This window comes from Kitasatospora sp. NPDC059722 (assembly GCF_042733235.1).
Taxonomy (GTDB): Bacteria; Actinomycetota; Actinomycetes; order Streptomycetales; family Streptomycetaceae; genus Kitasatospora.
In genome coordinates this window covers 1-15,683 of record NZ_JBHWGD010000126.1, presented here as the reverse complement: position 1 = coordinate 15,683, position 15,683 = coordinate 1, and the positions used below count along the sequence as shown (strand labels likewise).

Below are 15,683 nucleotides of genomic sequence, written 5' to 3'. Positions count from 1 at the left end.
CCCCAACGCGCGGGGGGGGGCGGCCCGGGGGGGGGGGGGGGGCCCCCCCGTTGCCGGTGGCCGCCGTCCACGACGGCTCGACCGACGGCACCGCGGCAGCGGCCCGGAGCGTGGACGACCCCCGCGTCCGCGTCGTGACCCAGCCCAACCGGGGCAAACCCGCGGCCCTCAACTCCGGTGTCGCGCACGCCGCGCACGACGTGATCGTGATGGTCGACGCGGACACCGTGCTCGCCCCCGGCGCGGTGGCGCGCCTGACCGCCGCCTTCGCGGACCCGCGCGTCGGCGCGGTCGCCGGCAACACCAAGGTCGCCAACCGCACCGGGCTGCTGCCGCTGTGGCAGCACCTGGAGTACGTCATGAGCTTCGGCCTGGAACGCCGGCTGTTCGACCTCTTCGGCGCCGGTCCCACCGTGCCGGGGGCCATCGGGGCGTTCCGGCGGTCGGCACTGGACGCCTGCGGCGGCATCAGCGCCGACACCATCGCCGAGGACACCGACATCGCCATGGCCCTGTGCCGGGCGGGGTGGCGCGTCGTCCACCGCAGCGACGCCCACGCCTACACGCACGTGCCCACGACCGTACGGGAGTTGTGGCACCAGCGGTACCGCTGGGCCTACGGCACCCTGCAGTCCGTCTGGAAGCACCGGCGCGCCGTCGGGGAACCCGGTGTGGCCGGCCGCCTGGGCCGCCGCACGCTCCCCTACCTGGTGCTCTTCCAGCTCGCGCTCCCGCTCACCGCCCCGTTCCTGGACGCCGCCGCGCTCTACGGGCTGGCCCTGGGCACGAGCCCCGCGCCGGTATCCACCTGGGTGGCCTTCTGCCTCGCCCAACTCGCCCTCGCGGCCTACGCCCTCCGCCAGGACCGGGAGAGCCTGCGCCACCTGTGGCTCGTGCCCCTCCAGCAGACCCTCTACCGCACCGCCCTGTGCCTGGTCACCATCCACGCCCTGGTCAGCGCGGCACTCGGCGCCGGCCCGCAGTGGCAGAAGAACCACCCGAGGGCGCAGACGGAAGCGCGGGCGGTCCCGGCACCGGTGTAGCCCGCCGGAGCGCCCTCACACCCGGAGGTACCTGCACCGGGGTCAGCAACACGCGAACCTCCAACCGGAGCGCCCTCACACCCGGAGGTACCAGCCGCGGGACGAGAGCAGCCGCGCGAGCGGCACGTAGAACAGCAGCAGCCACAGCACCGCCCACACGACGCTCGCCAGCGGTGCGGGCATCCACGGGGCGAGGCCGGCTTCGGGGAGGACGCTCCACACCGTCCCCTCCTCGCCGTGGTACCGGAGTGGGAGGTAGTCCAGTGTGTCCGTGACGAGTTCGGAAAGGACGTAGAAGAACAGCGGATTGCGGCCGAGGGCCACCAATGTGTCGCCCACGGGCGCGAGTCCGCGACGGACGGCGGCGGTGCTCCGCGCGGCCGGCGCGGCCGACGTGTGCGGGCTGTCCGGCGAGGGCCACAGCCCGCCGTCGAACGCCAACAGCACCAGACCGAAGCCGACGGTCATGATGCCGATGGTCACGAGGGCGTACGACGGGGTCCACAACTGCTTGCCGATCGGGATGACCGGACCCAGTGCGAGGCCGGCCCCGACGCACGCCACCCCGACGACGGTCAGCAGGGACACCCGCCCGCGCACGCCACCGACCGTGTCGTAGCGCCGCTTGTTCCGGACGATGTCCATGCCGACGACGAGGCCCGCCCAGCAGTTGACCACGGCCACCAGCGTCGACACGAGGCCCTCCGGGTCGAACCTGCCGCCGTCGAAGTTGTGCTCGACGCCCCACAGACCCGTGTCGACGTAGGCCTCCAGCGAACAGTCCGGCGTCAGCGCGCGGACGTCGGCGCATCCGGACCAAGGGCTGTGGAAGGTGTACGTCGCCACGATCCAGACGGCGACGCACACGACGGGGAACCCTCCCAGCAGGAACCCGCGGGCCAGGACCCGGGCCACGGGGCGGCGCGCACCCCCGATGACCGCCGGGCCGGCGGCGGGCCGCACCGACCAGGCGCACGTGACGTACAGCAGCGACACCGCGAGGTACACGACGGCCAGTCGCTGCAGCACACCGACGAACCGCAGGTGCTCCAGTACCTCCCGCAGGAACGGAAACGCGTTGAGGAACATGCCGATCGCGTACAGCAGGACGGTTCGGCGAACGATGCGCGGCAGGAACCGCCGTCCGCCCGGCCCCCGCGGGTCCGAGGGGCGGAGCAGGGCCGACATGGACACCGGCACCGCCATGCCCAGGATGAACAGGAACCCGGGAGCGACCAGGTCGGCGACCGTCAACCCGAACCCCTTCGCGTGCAGCAGGGCGGGAGCCGCGATCTCCGCCACCTGGCTGCCGATGAGGATGCGCAGCACGACGAGGGTGCCGCGAAACGCGTCCAGCGCTTTGAGGCGGCGGCGGACGGCTCCGGCAGTCGGGCCCTCCGCGACCGGCACTCCTGGAACGGTCACGCTCGGGGCCGGTTCCATCTCCCGCCAACTCCCGATTCGCTCGACGGCCGCAGGCATCAACTCTGCTACGGCAACGAGCCCGCGGGTGGGAGGGACACGGCGAGGCCGCCCTGCCACACGGGGCCGGGGCGGCCTCTCCCTACATCGTCATCGGTCCCTCGGCGGGACGTGTCACCAGCTGAAGTAGCCGTGCGACATCCAACCGGTGACGCCGCTGTCGACGTCGTAGACCAGGTCCCACTGGCCGTCACCGGACACGTCGCGGTGCGCCAGGCGCTGGCCGGTGTAGCAGAGGCCGAGGATCGCGCCCGAGGTGCTCGGGTCGGAGCGGAGGCGGACACCGTCCCCGGTGCAGTGGCCGTAGACGTCGTCGGCGTAGGCAGGCGTGGCCAGCGTAGCGCCGCCGATGGCGACCGCGACCGCGAGGCCGACCGCTGCCATGGTGCGCTTCCCCCGTGCTGCGAAAGACACAGTGTCTCCTCAATGAACCATGTAACGCCAAGTCAGATGATCTTGGCGCCAGAGAACATAACATGTTCATGATCTTCAAAGGGCGGCGAGAAGGCTCTGATTGACGGATCATCACACTCCTTCACACCCCCTCCCCACCAAGGCGGTAGACGGTGATGCCGCCGCCGCTGCGAACCGGGGCGTACCCGGCGGAGGCGAGCGCGCGAAGGGCGTCGGCCTCCTGCCGCGCGGGGAAGAGTCCGTCCTGCGGCCGGTCGTACGCGGCGACCCACTCGGGCCTCACGCCGGGCCCGCCGGGATAGCGGGGGAAGAGATAGACCTCGGCGCGGGCGGTCAGTTGGGGGGCGAGCCCGTTCGCGGCGGCGACCCGGGCGCCCTCCGGGATCCGGCGCTGGACGTCCCGGACGGTGTCGGCCGTCGCGTCGGACTGCCAGGTGGCCGGCCGGCCGAGTGCACCGAGGGGCTGGGTGGGCAGGGTGGCCGCGGTGACCGCGAGTGCGGCGCCGACCAGGCTCACCTCACCCGCACGCTCCGCCGCCACCTCGGCCACACCCCGACCGCCCCGCGCCGTCTGCTGGCACCGGCGGAGGCGAGCCGGGTCGGGTGACGGCCCGGCAACCGGCCGGCCGCGCGGCCGGAGCGTGCACTCACCGCCCGGTGCTCGGCCGAGGGAACGCCTCGGGAGAGTAAGAAGACCATCCGGTTCACCACCGGCGTCATCGGCCCGCACACCACCTGCGCGTAGCAGGTCGCCGACCGGGCCGGTTCGCCCTGGTTCACGGCGCATTGGGGGCCGGCGGCGGCGCGCGTTCGGTGCGGCGCGCCCCGGGCGTGCGGTGGCGGGGCGTCGGCGCGGCCCCGGCCGTCACCGCCCCGCCACGCGCGTGCGGCACCCCACGCACGCGTGGACGCCGCGGGCGCCGTAGCGGTGGATCGGCGACCCGCACCCGGCGCACGGACCGACCTGCCACGCCTCGCAGCCGTGCGCGACGGCGGCGGCTTCGCGCTGGGGCTCGGTCACGACGAGCCTGCGCTCCTGGCGGGGCACTCTGAACAGTCTCTCGGGTACCTCGTCGAGCGTGTGCAGGCCGGCGCCCGCGGAGTTCCCGTGCCGGGGGCGGGGGTCGTCGAAGGTGAAGGTCTCCTCGCCGTAGCGGCAGGTCGGGTCGAGCTCCTGGCGGGTGTAGGTGATCCCGGCGTCGGGGGCCGGCTGATCGACGGCGCCTTCCTCCTCATCGTCCGGACCGAAGGCCTCGTGCCACCGGTCCCGGTCGGCCGCGGGCACCCACATCCGTGAGACGGAACGCGGGTCGCTCTGGCTCGGCACCCGCATCGGCACGAACTCGCCGTCGGCGCTGGCCACGACGAGCTCGTCGACCTCGGTGGGCGGCTTGGCCGGCAGGCACAGCGCCGGGAGGTACCACCCGGTGTGGAAGCGGTTGCAGAAGCTCCCGTTGACCGGGCAGGGCCGCTCGCTGCTCGGCAGGCACTTCCACTGCTGCAGGTGCCGCACCCCCGCGCGGACCACCATCGCGAGCGAGGAGGCGATCTCCCGCCAGCCGAAATTGTCGACCCGGGCCCACGGCGCCCGCTCGACGGCGGCGGACCGATCGGTGTCGGTCACCCACAGCGGGACGATCCCCTGCTCCGCGGCCCTGCGGGAGCGCCGGCGCACCGTCTCGGCGCTGATGGGCGCGTACTGGGCCTCCCAGCCGATCCGCAGGCCCGACTCGCCGGTGACGAGGACGTCGGTGCGGATCCGGCCGTCGGCCGCCCGCGCCTCGACCTCCGCGCGCAGGCCGTGACGCTCCGCCGCGCGCGCGATGCGTTCCTTCATCGCGTCCTGCTTCGCGCTCTCCTCGGCGGTGGGAATGTGACGCACCGGAAGGTGGGCGGCCACCCACACGGTGCGGCCGCCGACGGTTCTCCGGCGGATCGTCATCCAGGGAGCACGATCGTCCTCCTCGGCCTGGCAATAGCCGTCGCGGTGGTGCTCAAGGCACTCCAGCAACTCGCGCTCGCGCCGGTCGATCGGAGCGGTGATCTCCGCCAGCAGGCCGGGCCGGTCGGGATGTCCGAGGTCGGGCAGGGTCAGGTTGATCTCGATGCCGTACGCGGTGTGGAAAACGCCGTTCGCCATATCCGGAGAGTAGAAAGGGCGACCGGAAATTTGAATACCACCGCGAATGTTTAAATCGGCGGAACAATCCCGCGAAATGCGCCGGGGCCGGCCGCGGTCACTCCTCGAGTGCTGCGGCCGGCGGCACAGTCGAGCCGGAGATCCGCGACGTTGTTCGTCTCCGGCGTCCACGCCGCGTACAGATCCCCCTCCTTCACCCCCGCCGTACCGTCGTTGAAGACCACCCCGATCCAGTTCCCCGATAAACGCAGCCGCTTCACACCGTTCGTCTCATCCACCCAACTCCCCGCCAGACCACCGTCCTTCACCACCGCATGCCCATCCGTGGTCAGGACGCCGAGCCAACTCGAAGTGATGACAACTCCGCAGACCTTCCGGCGCGCGGGCCCGGACACTGCCAGGATCGGCGCACCGACCACGACAGCTCCTGCCCCGCATCACAGCCCACCGGCCCGAAGGAGTCCCGCCTTGAGCCTGCCTGCCGACGCCGCCGACGCCCCCGTCCGCCTGCACGCCTGGTCGATCCCGGAGCGGGAGTACGCGCGCCAGGAGGAGCGCCGCGGCCGCCGGCACGCCTACACCCGGCTCGATCCGGTCCGCACCGCCCTGGTGGTGATCGACATGGTGCCGTTCTTCGACGGGCCGTACGCGCGCGGCGTCGTCCCGCAGATCCAGGCCCTGGCGGACGCCCTGCGGCGCGCCGGCGGCCTCGTGGCCTGGGTGCTGCCGGGGGCGGGTGGACCGACGGCGGCCCGCGAGGAGTTCTACGGGCCCCGGGTCGCCGAGCTCTACCGGACCTCCGGGGGCAGCGGCCCGCTCGCCGGGCGCCTGCGGCCCGAGTTCACGGTGGACGAGGAACGCGACCTGATCGTCGAGAAGGACGCGATCAGCGCCTTCTTCCCCGGCTTCTGCCCGCTGCCCGGTCTGCTGGCCGAGCGGGGCATCGACACCGTGCTGGTATGCGGGGTCGTGACCGACGTGTGCGTGGCCGGGTCGGCGCGCGACGCCTTCACCCTCGGCTTGCGCGTGGTCGTGGTGGCCGACGGAACGGCGACCCGCAGCGATGAGGTCCACAACGCCACCTTGCTGACCCTGTACCGGTCCTTCGCCGACGTGCGCCCCACCACCGAGGTCCTCGACCTGATCGGGGCGGGGCACCCTGGACCTTCCGCCGTCGCCGTACCGGAGGCCGGCATGACGCCGTGAAGCGGGTCGGGTTCGACGACCCGGGCGTACGCACAGCGGCCCCGGGCCGGGCCGTGCTACATCTGCCGCCGGCCGGCCGGGGACCCGGAGTTCCGGCACGGGGCCGTCCACCGCACCCACCGGCTGCGCACCGCCCCGGTCGTCACCCGCCCGGGTGACAACGGTGGTGCGCCCGGAGGTTGACCGCCGATCATCGGCTCGGTCGCGGCCCCGGCACCGGGCCGTCACACGGCGCCACGCGCTGCGGCGGCAGGAACGTCGGGCCGCTTGATGCCGCACCGGCCGCCAACACCCCCCGCGCCGCCACCAGGTTCGCCGCGGCACGGCGCAGGTGCCAGGCGGACAGGGGGACGGACGCGGCGCACACCGGCCGGTCCCACCGCGCGGCCGCTTCCGCCGCGGCCGCCGCCACGCCGAGCAGCGCCCCGGCCTCGGTCATCGACCGGCTGACCTGCGAACTGCGGGCCTCCGCCGCAGTCCGGCGCAGCAGGATCGCGAGGTCCTGCGCGTCGGGGATCCCCTCGGCCCAGTCGTATCCCCAAAGGGACAACTCGCGTGCGCAGCGGACGATGTGCCGTGCGTGGCGGTCGGGCCAGGTGGTGGGTGGGGGTGGCGTGGGCAGGTCGTCGTCGTTCGGCACTCCTGCATGATCGACCGCAGACGGCCGGCGGGGGAGGGGAACCGCGGATTCTGTTGACGACCCGTTGCACGACTGCCGGTGCGGAGCGCTACAGTGCGCCCTGTCGTGTGCCCCGTCCGGCCGTCGGGCGGGCGTCGGGCGGGCGTCGATCCCCTGATCGGGCAGGCTGACCAGCGCAGTCGTCGGTGCGCGCGAGGGCGGGGACGTAAGATCATCTCCGTTCGCGGGCCCCCGAGCGGTCGAGAACGAGCTTCCCGGGAAAGGGGACCCACCGATGGAAACCGGTACCAAGACCGAGGCCGAGGCCACGACAGAGACCCAGGCCACCGAGACCGAGGCCACGACCGAGAACAGCAGCGGCCCCGACAGGATGACCCGCGTCCTGCTGGTCATATGCGGCGTCGTCCTGCTGGCCACCGTCACCACGGCCGGTCTCTGGGCGACGGGCGTCCTCAAGCCGCACCGGACGCAGGCGGTCTGCAGCGGGCCCGGGCCCGCCGGCCCGCCCGAGTACGCGGCCCTGTGCGCCGCCCTCAACCGCCCCGACCTGCCGGCCCTGCTCGGCACCCCGAACGACCACGTGTCGAACGCCGCACCCGGACTCTCGGACGGACTCGCGATCGCGGAGGTGCGCCTGGAGCACTACGTCGTCGCCGTCAGCGACGCCCCGTGGGCCGTCTCGTCCCTGGGCGACAGTCCGAACACCGAGCGCGTCACCGTCCTCGGGCACCCCGCGGTGACGTCCTCGGGCCACGCGCTCGCGCTCCTCGGCGGCAAGGACAAGCAAGGCCCCCTCACCCGGAACCTGACCGTCGCGACGAACCCCAAGGACTCCACCGGCAAGGCCTACCAGTTCTCCCTCTTCCGGCAGGACGGCGGGACCCCCAACGACGCCGACCTGCGCCGGGTCGCCGAGACGGTCCTGCCGACCCTCCCTGGCTGGGTCCCCACGCAGTAGCGTCGCCCGGGGCACCGACGGAGAACGTCGTCATATAGGCACGGCGCCGTCCGACGCGGGCTCGCACAAGCGCGTCAGCGCGGCGTGGTCCTCGCCCCCGGGTCGCCCGGCAGAACGCGGGTGTGACGGCCGCCCCACTGCCCCGCGCCGCCGACACCCGCCGCGGGGTGCGCACGGCTGTCGGCGGCGGACGGCCGGTCAGCCGTGCGAGGGCGGCCCGGGCCGTGAACTCACAGGTTCTTCTCCAGTGCCGCCAGGTAGTTGCGCATCAGGTGGTCGCGCACGCCCTCGCCCGTAGGCTCGAAGGCCGCGGATGTCAGGCCCCTGGCACGGTTGGCGATGCCCGAAAGGAGGCTGCTGGCGCCCTCGTGAATGGTGCCGGTGGAATCGATGAAGCGCAGGGCGTCGGTGTGGGTGAAGGCCGGCTCGGGCGGGAGCTGGGGGACGATGTCGTTGTTGTTGACGAAGCGGTAACTACGGCCCTTGAGCGCCTTGTTGTACGCCGCGGTGAGCATGCGGTCGCACGTGCGGGGCTGGCCGAAGGTGACCACGCCGTCGGCGGTCAGCCGCGGGTCCTCCAGGGTGAGGCGGGCGGCGGCGAGCATCGCCAGGGCGCCGCCGAGGCTGTGACCGGTGAACCAGATGGTCTGGCCGTCGGTGCGCAGCTCGCCGATGGCCTTGCGGACGTCGGGGAAGACCGATTCGAGGGCCTCGGCGAAGCCGAAGTGGACGTAGCCGGTGCCGCCGGGCCCGGGCCAGGGTGGGGTGCTGGAGTCGGTGAGCCAGTCACGGATCTCCTTGGGTTCGGTGCCGCGGAAAGCGATGACGATCATCCGGTCGCTCGCCATGGTGTACGCCTGGGTGTCCTGCAGCGGAAACGGCGGAGTGAACCGGGTCTCGTGGTGGCGCACCGTGTCGAAGCCCCAGTCCCGGGCCTGCCGGTCGATGGCGGTGTCGTCCTGGTAGGCGAGGGCCGCGGCTCTGGCCAGGCAGTAGGCGTGGGCGAGGCTGTAACCGGTCGCGGTCCGGTCGAAGGTGGTGGGTACGGCCACGGTGGGAGCTTCCTCTCTCCGGTGGGACAGTGCCCCTCGTTCGTAGCGGAAGCGTCGGCCGCCGCCGGGGCGGCAGCGCCCTGGAGTCACCCGGACAGGCGCTCGAAGCCCACAACGGACGGGCATGCCGCTTGCCGGAACACCCGCCCGCAGCGGCATCACACCGGGACGGCCTCGACCACGGACAGCACCGTCGGCGTGGGGAGGATCCGGGACAGGCGCAGGCCGGACCGGTCGAAGAGCTCCGCGAAGTCCGCCTCGGTGCGCTCGCGGCCCGTGAGGGAGGTCATCATCATCAGGTCCAGGCTCTTCGCCTGGTGGGGCGCGTTGTCCCGGGGGACGACGGCGTCCAGGACCAGGAGCCGGCCGCCGGGGCGCAGGGCCCGGCGGCAGTGGCCGAGCAGGGTGACGCACTCGTCGTCGTCCCAGTCGTGGGTGATCCGCTTGAGGAGGAGGACGTCGCCGGTGGGCACGGCGCTGAAGAAGTCGCCCTCCGCCGTGGTCCAGCGGCCCGTGATCTCCTTGTCTCCGTCCAGCCGGTTTCCGGCCAGGACGTGCGCCCGGTCGTAGAGGACTCCCTCCAGGCCGGGGTTGCGGCGCAGCACCTCCAGCAGCAGGCCGCCGTGGCCGCCGCCGACGTCCACCACCGTTCCGCTGTCCGGGAGTTCGCAGGCGGCCGCGATGGCGGCGTTCTCCGGGTCGGACATCGCCGCCATGCCGACGTGGAAGACGGCGGCGGTCTCCGCGTCCCCGGCGAAGTGGTCGAAGAAGGGCTTGCCGAAGACGGCGTCGAAGGCCGTGGTGCCCTCGGTGAGGCAGTGCACCATCCGCTCCGCGGGCAGCCAGAAGGTGCGGTCGGTGAGCATCCGCACCGCGCTGCGCGCGGAGTACGGGACGTCGCTGCGCAGCGCCTGCCCGGTTTCGGTCAGCGTGAAGCGGCCGTGCTCGTCCTCGGCGACGACGTCCCGGGTGGCGAGCAGGCGCAGCACCCGGTACAGGTTGCGGGCGTCGGTGCCGGTGGCGGCGGCGAGTTCGGCGGCGGTGGCTGGGCCGTCCGCGAGGGCGTCGGCCACCCCGGTCTCGGCGGCGGCGCGCAGGGCGGCGGGGAAGACGAAGCCGAGGGCCTCGTCGATCAGGAAGGCGGCCGAGCGGCGCAGGCTCTCCTCCGCCGCCGTCGGTGCCCCGCCCTCGGTCGTCCGGTCCTCGTCGTGCGGCATGCGTCCTCCGTCAGGTGGGCCTCCGGTGCGTGCGCCAGGATACTGCCCGGTGTCACGAGCGGTAAGCACACGGTGACGTCCCGTCAGTCGCGCATCAGGGCATTGAACTCGCCGTAGTCGACGGCGTCCGTCAGGCCCGTGTAGGTGCCGGTGGCGGCCAGCTCCGCCGCCACGCGCCGGACGACCGCGTACGCCGCCTCGGCGACCGCGGAGCCGAGGCTGACCCGGGCGACGCCCAGCTTCGAGAGCTCCGCGACGGACGGGGCGCCGGGGCCGGCCAGGATGTTCAGCGGGGCCGGGATTCCGGCGGCGAGCGCGGCGACCACGTCGACGCCGGTGACGCCGGGTACGAAGATGCCGCTGGCCCCGGCGTCGAGGTAGGCGCGGGCGCGGTCGAGGGTCTCCTGGAGGCGGGTTTCCTCCGGACCGGCGCCGAAGAGGTAGGTGTCGACCCGGGCGTTGACGTAGAGCCGGACGTCGGCCTCGTCGGCCGCGGCGCGCGCGGCGGCGAGCCGCTCGCACTGGTCGGCGACCGGCCGCAGCACCGAGCCGCCGACCGGGAATCCGTCCTCGATGTTGATCCCGACGGCCCCGGCGGCCACAACCCGGGCGACCGTGTCGGCGACCTCGGCGGGGGTGGCGCCGAACCCGCTCTCGATGTCGGCGGTGACCGGGACGGACACCGCGTCCACCACCCGGCCGATCAACGCGATGGCCTGGTCCCGGTCGAGCCGGTTGCCGTCCGCGGCCCCGAGCCCCCAGGCGACACCGGCACTCGTGGTGGCGACGGCCCGGGCCCCCGCCGCCTCGACCAGGCGCGCGCTGGCGGCGTCCCAGGCGTTGGCCAGGGCCAGCGGTGCGGCGGGGGTGTGGAGGGCGTGGAACAGCTCTGCGCTGTCGCGCTGTGAAGTCATGACCGGTATTCCACCAGCGGAAGTCGCCTGCCGGCTGGCGGATTTGCGACAGCATCATCACGAGAGGCTTCGAACACGGTCCCCATCGCCGCGAAGCACCCCAGGGCAATTATCGTCAGATCGACGAGAATCGGCTATGCTCGGCGCGCCCGGCCGATATCGCGATCGGCGAGTCGGGAACGCGCCGGAGACGGCCGAGACTTCGCTCCGCCCCGGGCACGGGCGGCAGCGACACGGTGAGGACGATGACCACGGACAGGGCAGCACGGATGCGGCGGCACCTGGAGGCCGAGATCGCGCGACTCGGCGCCGCCATCGGGCTGAAGGACGGGCCGACGTTCGAGAACCATGACGGCGCCCGCCCGTTCATCCTCGTCTGCGGCGACGGCACGCTGCAGTACCTCGCCCTCGAACGAGGAGTGATCTGCTTCTCGCGGACCACCCGCGATCCCGACGAGCTGCTGTACTGGGCGTACGCCGATGCGACCGCATCCCTCGCCCTCCACTGGACGAATAAACGGGGCCTGACCGGGGAGAAGCATCTGGCGGCCAAGTGGAAGCGCCGGGCCACGCTGCTGCACTCTCTCAACCCCGAGTGGGCGAAGCGGTGGCGGACGGAGCTGATCGAGACCCTCGGGCCCGAGGGTGAGCACCACCTCGTCCCCACACTGCCCCCGCCGCCGGCCACAACCACGTCCTGACGCTACATCAGGCAGCCAACGGCACAAGGCTCGTGCGGTCGAAGGGGCCGCCGTGGGCGGCGGCGTACGCGATGGCGTCGTTGACGGCGCCGAGGGTGAACGACCGGACGCGCTCCGGGGCGAGGTCCAGGGTGCCCGAGGCGAGGAGCCGGATGATGCCGACGTTCGCCGTGCGCGGGTACATCCACTGCCCGCGTACGGTGATCGAGTTTCGCATGATCCACGGGTACGGGAGGGCGAGGTCCTCGCCGCCGAGCATGCCGACGCCGCCCATGAGGACGACGCGGCCGTACTCGCGCACGGTCATCGCCGCCGCCCGGGACGCCGAACTGGGGGCGCTCGGCGGGAGCAGGTCGAGCACCAGGTCGATCGGGCCATCCGCCGCCGCCGACATCGCCGCGCGGTCGGCGGTCTCGTCCCCGGTCAGCGGGACCGGGCGCAGCCGCGGACCGAAGCGGTCGGCCAGCAGGGCGAGCACGGCCCGGTTGCGACCCGGGGCGATCACGCGGCCCGCTCCCATCGCGAGCGCGACCGCGACCGCGCTACTGCCGAGGTTGCCGGTGGCTCCGCTGACGAGCAGCGTCTCGCCGGCCGCGAGGCCGCCGGCGAGCAGCCCGCCGTACGGGATGACGTGCACGCCGAGCGCGGCCCAGCGGGCCGGGTCCTCCCCCACCGCCGCGGGCAGTGGGTAGACGTTCTCCGTCGGCACCCGCATGAGCTCGGCGAACGAGCCGTCGTGCAGGTGGCGGGCGAGGCGCGCGCCGCCCTCGCCGCGTGAACTCCAGCCCTGGAGCGTGATGTCGGGCGTCAGGGCGTCGTCCCGCGAGCGCACCGTCGAGTCGCACCACACCAGGTCGCCGACGCGCAGCCGGGTGGCGTCCGGGCCGGCGTGGACGATCCGCCCGATGCCGCCGATCCCGGGCACGACGGGCGGGACGAGGGGGTACCTCCGCCTGCCGTTGAAGACCTCGGCCGCGTAGGGCGCCACGGAGGCGGCGAGGACCTCGACCACCACCTCGCCGCCGCCGGCCTCGGGGTCGGGCACCTCCCGCACCGTGAGCGGTGCGCCGAACCGCGTGAGAACTGCTGCTCGCACGTCATGACCTCCGTGTCCGTCCGTACTCGTCCGTGCTCCTGCGATCGACCCTAGGAGCCGGGCTGGCATGCCGGAAGCGAAGAATCGGCATCCGTGGTATGCGTAGGCCGCATGGACATCTCCAGCACGGGACTGCGGGTCCTGCGGCAGATCGCCGAGTCCGGCAGCTTCACCGCGGCGGCCACGCGGCTCGGCTACACGCAGTCGGCCGTCTCCCGCCAGGCCGCCGCCCTCGAACGCAGCGCGGGCACCACCCTGTTCGAACGCCGCCCGGACGGGGTGCGGCTCACCCCCGCCGGCCTGACCCTGCTGCGGCACGCCCACACGGTCCTGGCCTCGCTCGCGGCGGCCGAGCGCGAGCTCACCGGCGCCGCCCCGCAGGCCGAGCTCGTACGGCTCGGGGTGTTCCTGAGCGCGGGCGCCGCGATCCTCCCCGCCGCCCTCACCCACCTCGCGGCGGCCGACCCGCGGATCACGGTCACCACGAGCGAGGGCACCACGCCCGCCCTGGTCCGGGCGTTGCGCGCCGGCTCGCTCGACCTCGCCGTGCTCACGTCCCGCCCACCCCACCGCCCCTTGGACGGGGAGTCGCCGCGCCTGCACGTCGAGACCGTCGCGGACACCGAACTCGTGGTGGCGGTGCCGTCGACCGGGGAGTTCGCCGGGCGCGGCACGGTCCACGTCGACGAACTGGTCCATGCCAGGTGGATCGCCACCCCGTCGTCGAGCTCCGAGCCGCTGCTCGGCGTCTGGCCCGGCCTGCCGGGACGGCCGCGCGTCGTCCACGCCGCCCGCGACTGGCTGACGAAGCTCCGCCTGGTCGCCGGCGGCTTCGGCGTGACGACGGTGCCGTCCGGGCTCGCTCCGCTGCTGCCGCCCGGGGTGAGCCTGCTGCGCGTCGACGGCGCGCCCGCCGAGGTCCGCCGGGTGCTCGTGGCCCGCCTGCCCGGCCGCCCCGCCCCGGCGATCACGGCCGTCACCCGGGCGATCGCGTCGGCCGTCTGAATCAGGACCGAAGCGCGAGTAGCGTGGCCCGCGCTCCCTTACCCGTACCCGTACCCGTATCCGTATCCGTACCGGAGGTTGACGATGCACTCGACGGTCCGCACGTTCCGCACGCCCGACGGCGTGACGCTCGGGGTCGAGCACCTCGGCGACGCGGCGGCGCCGCTCGTGCTGCTCGTGGGCGGCACCACCATGCTCTCCTGGCCCGACGCGCTCTGCCACGCGCTCGCCCGCGGCGGACGTCACGTCGTGCGCTACGACCTGCGCGACTCCGGCGCGTCCACAACCGTCGACCCCGAGGCGCCGGCGTACACGCTGCGCGACCTCGCCGCCGACGCCGCCGCGCTCGCCCGCGGCCTCGACGACCGGCCGGCGCACCTGGCGGGCATCGGCGTCGGCGGGATGGTCGCCCAGGTCGCCGCGCTCGACCACCCGAAGGCGTTCTCGGCACTCACCCTCGTCGGGACCCGGCCCGTCGCCCCGGGCCCGGTCGACGACGACCTGCCCGACCACGACCCGGCGACGAGGGAGCGGCGGTTCGCGCTCGCCCTGCCCGACTGGTCCGACCGCGCCGCCGTGGCGCAGTACGCCGCCGCCGGCGCCGAGATCCGCGGCGACGACCCCGCCGCGGCACGCACGAGGGCCGAGCGCATCTTCGACCGTACCCCGGGCACGGCGCCCGCGGTCCAGATGGCCAACCAGCTGGGCATGGTGTTCGCCAGGCTCGACTGCACGCCGCGCTGGCGCGAGCGCCTCGGCGAGATCGCCGTCCCGGCGCTGGTGGTGCACGGCCGCCGCGACCCGTTCTTCCCGGTCGGCAACGGCGAGGCACTCGCACGCGAGATCCCCGGCGCACGGCTGCTCGTGCTGGAGGAGGCCGCGACCGCGCTCCCCGACGCGACCGCCGAGGAGGTGGCGGAGGCGATGCTGGCGCTGTGAGGCCGTCCGGTCGGTCTCGGCCGTCAGCGGTCACACCCCGATGAAGCTCACCGTTTCCGTCCTGTCTGCCCGCCCGCCTGGTGCGCAGGAAGTCGGGCCGGTCGACTTCCTGTGTGCGAGGGCGAAGCGCCTCACCGGTGTTCCGTCCGCGAGCGAGCGAAACCCGTTGTGCGTGCTGCCGCCTCAGGAGTAAGAAGCAACGGTGGGACATCAGTTGCAACCGCCGGTGCTCACATGCCGACGCTGACACGAAGGGGGACTCATGGGGTGTCTCCGCGCGGCGGCCGTGGTCGCCGGCACCTGGTTCGCGCTGCTCGTGCTGCTGATGACGATGGCATCGGTTCTGCCGGATTCCCTGACGCACGGGTCGTCCTGGTCCACGGTCCTCATGCTGTGGCTGCTCGCGGTGCTGCTCTGGCCACTCGTCGTCTGCTTCGCATTGCGCCGGTGGATCACCAGCGGCCGAGCCGGGGGGCCGGCCGCACTGCCGCCTCAGGACGTGTGGCAGCCCGACGGGCGCACCTGGGACGGGGACGCGTCGCCTCCTCAGCGGCCCGGCGATCCGAGGATTCCCCAAACCCCGTCCGCCCCCGAGGCCCCGGGCGCCAACGCCCGGCGCCAGGACCAGGCTGAGGCCGAGCGGGCGCAACAGCAGCAGCTTCGACGACGCGGGGGCTACCTCCAGTCATGCAAGCGGCATCAGCCGCCGCACTGACGAGACGCGGGCAGGCCGAGAGCACGTCACGGTTCCGGCGTCGTCCACGTGCGCGACTCCAAGGACAAGAGCGGCCCGCAGCCGGCGTTCGAGCCGGACGCATGGAAGGCCTTCGGCGGCTTCGCCCGCGCCACCCGCGGCGATCTTCATCCGGACGAGTG

17 protein-coding genes and 1 pseudogene are annotated in these 15,683 nt (G+C 73.5%); 8 read left to right on the top strand and 10 right to left on the bottom strand.

From position 1 onward, the window contains the following. Window positions 1–56: 56 nt before the first annotated feature. Window positions 57–1,043: a glycosyltransferase gene (locus ACFV4F_RS39075; protein ID WP_380510031.1), complete on the top strand. Its 987-nt coding sequence runs from the start codon at window positions 57–59 to the stop codon at window positions 1,041–1,043. Between the two features lie 75 nt (window positions 1,044–1,118). Here the strand turns inward: ACFV4F_RS39075 and ACFV4F_RS39070 are convergent, their stop codons facing one another. The 5 genes from ACFV4F_RS39070 to ACFV4F_RS39050 all read right to left on the bottom strand — a co-directional run bounded on the left by ACFV4F_RS39070 (window position 1,119) and on the right by ACFV4F_RS39050 (window position 5,498). Further along, the gene (locus tag ACFV4F_RS39070) at window positions 1,119–2,468 is read right to left on the bottom strand and encodes an acyltransferase family protein (RefSeq protein WP_380510028.1); all 1,350 of its coding nucleotides are present in this window, start codon (window positions 2,466–2,468) and stop codon (window positions 1,119–1,121) included. A gap of 171 nt (window positions 2,469–2,639) precedes the next feature. Next, entirely contained in the window at window positions 2,640–2,909 is a 270-nt protein-coding gene (locus ACFV4F_RS39065; protein ID WP_329925605.1) for an SH3 domain-containing protein, read from the bottom strand. A 151-nt stretch (window positions 2,910–3,060) separates the two neighbouring features. Continuing rightward, window positions 3,061–3,480: a DUF2079 domain-containing protein gene (locus tag ACFV4F_RS39060; protein ID WP_380510025.1), complete on the bottom strand. Its 420-nt coding sequence runs from the start codon at window positions 3,478–3,480 to the stop codon at window positions 3,061–3,063. 324 nt (window positions 3,481–3,804) lie between these two features. Next, window positions 3,805–5,079, bottom strand: a complete 1,275-nt coding sequence (locus tag ACFV4F_RS39055) for a hypothetical protein (protein ID WP_380510022.1) — start codon at window positions 5,077–5,079, stop codon at window positions 3,805–3,807. A gap of 50 nt (window positions 5,080–5,129) precedes the next feature. Next, entirely contained in the window at window positions 5,130–5,498 is a 369-nt protein-coding gene (locus tag ACFV4F_RS39050) for a hypothetical protein (RefSeq protein ID WP_380510019.1), read from the bottom strand. Window positions 5,499–5,547: 49 nt separating this feature from the next. Here ACFV4F_RS39050 and ACFV4F_RS39045 point away from each other — a divergent pair, with 49 nt between their 5' ends. Continuing rightward, complete coding sequence (locus ACFV4F_RS39045; protein WP_380510016.1) at window positions 5,548–6,285, top strand: isochorismatase family protein; 738 nt, start codon at window positions 5,548–5,550, stop codon at window positions 6,283–6,285. Window positions 6,286–6,475: 190 nt separating this feature from the next. On the opposite strand, the gene ACFV4F_RS39040 is transcribed toward ACFV4F_RS39045, so the two are convergent. Further along, window positions 6,476–6,925, bottom strand: a complete 450-nt coding sequence (locus ACFV4F_RS39040; RefSeq protein ID WP_380510014.1) for a hypothetical protein — start codon at window positions 6,923–6,925, stop codon at window positions 6,476–6,478. A 274-nt stretch (window positions 6,926–7,199) separates the two neighbouring features. Between ACFV4F_RS39040 and ACFV4F_RS39035 the strand changes: the two genes are divergently transcribed. Then, a complete protein-coding gene (locus tag ACFV4F_RS39035) occupies window positions 7,200–7,883 on the top strand; it encodes a DUF6215 domain-containing protein (protein WP_380510011.1) in 684 nt (227 codons plus the stop codon). Between the two features lie 230 nt (window positions 7,884–8,113). On the opposite strand, the gene ACFV4F_RS39030 is transcribed toward ACFV4F_RS39035, so the two are convergent. From ACFV4F_RS39030 to ACFV4F_RS39020, 3 genes are all read right to left on the bottom strand, one after another. After that, window positions 8,114–8,935, bottom strand: a complete 822-nt coding sequence (locus ACFV4F_RS39030) for a lipase family protein (RefSeq protein WP_380510008.1) — start codon at window positions 8,933–8,935, stop codon at window positions 8,114–8,116. A 158-nt stretch (window positions 8,936–9,093) separates the two neighbouring features. Beyond that, entirely contained in the window at window positions 9,094–10,152 is a 1,059-nt protein-coding gene (locus ACFV4F_RS39025) for a methyltransferase (protein WP_380510006.1), read from the bottom strand. 83 nt (window positions 10,153–10,235) lie between these two features. After that, a complete protein-coding gene (locus ACFV4F_RS39020) occupies window positions 10,236–11,066 on the bottom strand; it encodes an isocitrate lyase/phosphoenolpyruvate mutase family protein (protein WP_380510003.1) in 831 nt (276 codons plus the stop codon). Between the two features lie 245 nt (window positions 11,067–11,311). Between ACFV4F_RS39020 and ACFV4F_RS39015 the strand changes: the two genes are divergently transcribed. Beyond that, window positions 11,312–11,767: an Imm63 family immunity protein gene (locus tag ACFV4F_RS39015; RefSeq protein ID WP_380510000.1), complete on the top strand. Its 456-nt coding sequence runs from the start codon at window positions 11,312–11,314 to the stop codon at window positions 11,765–11,767. Window positions 11,768–11,774: 7 nt separating this feature from the next. Here ACFV4F_RS39015 and ACFV4F_RS39010 read toward each other — a convergent pair whose 3' ends face one another. Then, entirely contained in the window at window positions 11,775–12,863 is a 1,089-nt protein-coding gene (locus ACFV4F_RS39010; protein WP_380509997.1) for an alcohol dehydrogenase catalytic domain-containing protein, read from the bottom strand. Window positions 12,864–12,974: 111 nt separating this feature from the next. Here ACFV4F_RS39010 and ACFV4F_RS39005 point away from each other — a divergent pair, with 111 nt between their 5' ends. The 4 genes and pseudogenes from ACFV4F_RS39005 to ACFV4F_RS38990 form a co-directional block, all read left to right on the top strand. Then, a complete protein-coding gene (locus ACFV4F_RS39005; protein ID WP_380509994.1) occupies window positions 12,975–13,868 on the top strand; it encodes a LysR family transcriptional regulator in 894 nt (297 codons plus the stop codon). 84 nt (window positions 13,869–13,952) lie between these two features. Next, window positions 13,953–14,807: an alpha/beta fold hydrolase gene (locus ACFV4F_RS39000; protein ID WP_380509991.1), complete on the top strand. Its 855-nt coding sequence runs from the start codon at window positions 13,953–13,955 to the stop codon at window positions 14,805–14,807. Between the two features lie 262 nt (window positions 14,808–15,069). Continuing rightward, on the top strand, window positions 15,070–15,522 hold the full coding sequence (locus ACFV4F_RS38995; RefSeq protein WP_380509988.1) for a hypothetical protein: 453 nt from the start codon (window positions 15,070–15,072) through the stop codon (window positions 15,520–15,522). Window positions 15,523–15,561: 39 nt separating this feature from the next. Beyond that, window positions 15,562–15,683, top strand: a pseudogene (locus ACFV4F_RS38990) (DUF397 domain-containing protein); the annotation flags it as partial.

Coding starts and splice junctions, on each gene's coding strand:
- ACFV4F_RS38995 (WP_380509988.1), top strand. CDS start 15,070: ATGGGGTGTCTCCGCGCGGCGGCCGTGGTCGCCGGCACCTGGTTCGCG.
- ACFV4F_RS39015 (WP_380510000.1), top strand. CDS start 11,312: ATGACCACGGACAGGGCAGCACGGATGCGGCGGCACCTGGAGGCCGAG.
- ACFV4F_RS39020 (WP_380510003.1), bottom strand. CDS start 11,066: ATGACTTCACAGCGCGACAGCGCAGAGCTGTTCCACGCCCTCCACACC.
- ACFV4F_RS39035 (WP_380510011.1), top strand. CDS start 7,200: ATGGAAACCGGTACCAAGACCGAGGCCGAGGCCACGACAGAGACCCAG.
- ACFV4F_RS39005 (WP_380509994.1), top strand. CDS start 12,975: ATGGACATCTCCAGCACGGGACTGCGGGTCCTGCGGCAGATCGCCGAG.
- ACFV4F_RS39055 (WP_380510022.1), bottom strand. CDS start 5,079: ATGGCGAACGGCGTTTTCCACACCGCGTACGGCATCGAGATCAACCTG.
- ACFV4F_RS39000 (WP_380509991.1), top strand. CDS start 13,953: ATGCACTCGACGGTCCGCACGTTCCGCACGCCCGACGGCGTGACGCTC.
- ACFV4F_RS39025 (WP_380510006.1), bottom strand. CDS start 10,152: ATGCCGCACGACGAGGACCGGACGACCGAGGGCGGGGCACCGACGGCG.
- ACFV4F_RS39065 (WP_329925605.1), bottom strand. CDS start 2,909: ATGGCAGCGGTCGGCCTCGCGGTCGCGGTCGCCATCGGCGGCGCTACG.